Origin of the sequence: Campylobacter sp. 2018MI13, from assembly GCF_018501135.1 — a bacterium.
Taxonomy (GTDB): Bacteria; Campylobacterota; Campylobacteria; order Campylobacterales; family Campylobacteraceae; genus Campylobacter_E.
Genome location: NZ_JAHCZC010000119.1, coordinates 1 through 3,220, shown reverse-complemented (window position 1 = coordinate 3,220; position 3,220 = coordinate 1). Strand labels below are relative to the sequence as shown.

The following is a 3,220-nucleotide window of genomic DNA, read 5'->3' as shown; positions in this document are numbered from 1 at the left end:
AATTATAACTTACTCCAAAATTATCAAAACTTATTTTATTTAGTGATTTTATCCTTGCGATATTTAAAATTGAGTTTGTATAAATATCTTCTGCAAATAATAATTTCGTAGTAGATGCTAATTCATCTTTTGTTGTATTTATTATCGCATTTGCAATCATATTGTATTTTAAAAACTCATTTTCGCGTAAATTACCATTTAAATTCACTTCTTTATAATTTGCCTTATCCAATGGTAAATCAGGCTTTTTTGTTTCATAAAGCAATCTATCAAATTTTGAAAATAAACTTGTGTAATTTTTCTTAGCATAAGCATTTAATTCAGGTAAAGTATTTAAATCATCAATTTTATCTACCTTAATACTTAAATTATTTTTATCATATACAGGTTCGCTTAATTTCAAAAATGTAGAATTTGGTTTTATATTTTTAAACTCACCTTCAATACTTCCTGCTGTTAAGATATTTTCTCTTTCTTTATTTAAAGTATAGCCGTATTTAACCCCAACTACATTTAAATCCCCATTAAGTATAGCTTTATTAATTACATTAAATTTTTCGCCTATATTTGTATAAACTACGCTTGTATTAGCTAATTTTAGATTATTAACTTCCATTCCTTCATTAACTAAAATTCCATTATTGGTTAAATTTGCAGCACTAGCATTACTCATTCTTAATATAGAATTATTAGTGATACTAGCTTTATTTGAATTACTAAGCCACAAAACACCTTTTTTAATACTTATATCTCCTGTAAAAGTATTTTTTCCACTTAAAGCAAGAGTTCCAATCCCATCTTTAATAAGCCCTGCATTACCACTAATATCATTTGAGAATACATATAAATTATCTATATCTACATTGGCATTAAAATCATGCCTTAAACTTGCAACTCCATTCATTGCTTTTGCTGGATTTATAATGCCTTCTCCAAAATGAGCTTTAATATCGCTTTCACTTGCTCCATAAACCTTATAAGCCGTTGTAAAAATACTCTCTTTAATATTATCATTACTCATCCAAGGATATTTTTCATAAATTAAAGCACCAAGAGTTAAAATAGCTGGGGCACTAAAGCTAGTTCCTGCATTATTATTTATTAAAAAAGGAGCTGCTATACAATCATCAATTCCGTATTTTTTGCAAGTATTTCCTGCAGAATATACATATTTTTTAACCCCATTATCCATAATATAATAAATATTTTTGTAATCTTCTTTTGGTTTATCATAATAACCAAGTGCAATTATCCAACCTTTTCTAAGTGGGCTATTAATAGGTAAAGCATGAGCTGAAAAATCTCCTGTTGTTTCCTCATTTCCCGCTGAACTAACTACAAGAGCATTATTTTGCATAATTGCTGGATAAAATACCCCAATATTATCTTCACTAGTATCTATTGTTTTTGTTCTTGCAAATGAGCGGTTAAAAAACCTTACCCCGCTATTTGATAAATAATCAATTGTAGCAGCAAGATTTATATCATCTCCTGAACTTAACTTATTTCCATCTGAATCAAGTAAAGGTAAAGGCACATTAGCAAATCTTATATCCTTTGCTAAATAACTTGCTGTATTCATTACTAGCATTCCATGAGTTGCTTTTGCTTTTGTTTTTTCATTAATCAAAACAGAGCTTTTGTAAGTGTTAGCAGTAAAATTAGTATTTTTTAATCTATAATCTAGTGATTTCCAATGCGCTCTATCTACTTCCTTATATTCATAATGATTATTAAAAGCTAATTTGCTTAAATCACTTGTCCCTGTATCTAGGATAGCTAAGATTATTCCTGTTCCTAAAAAACCTTGATTCCAATTAGAGCTAAAGCCTATATTTGTAACATAGCTTGATGAAGAATTTTGCGGTGTGAATTTTAAATAACTACTATTGTATAAACTATCTTCTAAATTAAAATTAGCAGTAGGCAAATAATTTGTATAATCTTTATTAATTGTGCTTTGATTATTTGAATTATTTGGCTCTACACTAGCAGCAGCACCGCCACCACCACAAGCACTCAAAAACAATAAACTAAGTAATAAAACACTATATCTCAATTTAAATTCCTAAAAAATAATTTCGTGTAAAACATAAAAAACACAAGTTGCTAAAATAATGCTAATAAAACCTTTTTTAAACATTATATGAGAGATTAAGGCAACAAGCCCAGCTACTAAATAATCACTTGCATAAGGTGGGTTTTCATAATCTAAGCCTTTATATAAAAAGCAAACTAAGATAACCATAATCAAAAGTGGCATATGTTTTTCAAGATACATTAAAAGTTCATTTGGTTTTTTTGTCCCAAAAAATATATAAGCTAAAGCCTTTAAAACAACAGCACTAAAACCAGCAATTAATAAAGCACTCATCGTATAAGACATAATTTCTTTCCTAAAATCAATATAAAAATTCCTGAAAAAATACAACTTAACATCATATATTGTTTATCTATGAAAAATAAACCTATAAGCCCAAGAGTTAAGGCTATGAAAAATACTTTATTTTCTTTATGTTTTATGTAAAGTTCGTAAGCTAAAACTATAAATAAAGCATTTAAAGAAAATCCTAAAGCACTATAATCAGCCTTAGCAAAACTTGCTATAAAATACCCTACAATACAACCAAAAATCCAATAAAAATGATTAAAAGTTAGAATTAATACGGCAGTTTTTTTATCATAATCTTTTGCACTAAGTAAGGCAAAACTCTCATCAGTTAAAGTAAAAATCGCATAGTATTTTATAAAGCCTAAATCTCTAAAATATTTTAAAGCTCCTAAAACATAGAAAAAATGTCTAAGATTTAGCAAACTTGAAGCTATTAAAATCTCTACTAAACTAGCACCAGAGCTAAGTAAAGATAATAATAAAAATTGCAATGACGCAGAAAAAACAAAAACAGCAGCCACAAAAACTTCAAAAAAACTAAAAGAATTTGAATAAGCAAGAATGCCAAATGCAATACCAATTACTATATAAGCAACAGCAACGGCAAAAGTATCAATTAAAGCTTGTTTTATCATTTTGTATACTTTTTGATATATTCATCTACATTGCTTACTTCTTGTTTTTTTATAACTTTTTCTTGTTTTACATTATTATCATCATCTTGAAAATATATGTAATCAATCCCAAAAAGTATTCCTATAAATATAATTAATGGTATTAAAAAAATCATTTTCTCTCCTAAATGTATGCTTATAAATAATAACAAAT

At 27.1% G+C, this 3,220-nt stretch carries 4 protein-coding genes; all 4 read right to left on the bottom strand.

All coding sequences use genetic code 11. The annotated features are described in order from the left end of the window. On the bottom strand, positions 1-2,059 hold a 2,059-nt coding region (locus KJQ99_RS09015), incomplete at its 3' end, for a S8 family serine peptidase (protein ID WP_214150607.1). A gap of 9 nt (positions 2,060-2,068) precedes the next feature. Further along, a complete protein-coding gene (locus KJQ99_RS09010) occupies positions 2,069-2,386 on the bottom strand; it encodes an AzlD domain-containing protein (protein WP_214117848.1) in 318 nt (105 codons plus the stop codon). After that, positions 2,371-3,027 carry an AzlC family ABC transporter permease gene (locus KJQ99_RS09005; protein WP_214120295.1) on the bottom strand — a complete coding sequence of 219 codons (657 nt, stop codon included), beginning with the start codon at positions 3,025-3,027 and terminating at the stop codon, positions 2,371-2,373. Before KJQ99_RS09005 ends, KJQ99_RS09010 begins: the two co-directional genes overlap by 16 nt. Then, positions 3,024-3,220: hypothetical protein (locus KJQ99_RS09000; RefSeq protein ID WP_214150608.1), on the bottom strand; the 197-nt coding region annotated here is incomplete at its 5' end. The genes KJQ99_RS09005 and KJQ99_RS09000, both read right to left, overlap by 4 nt.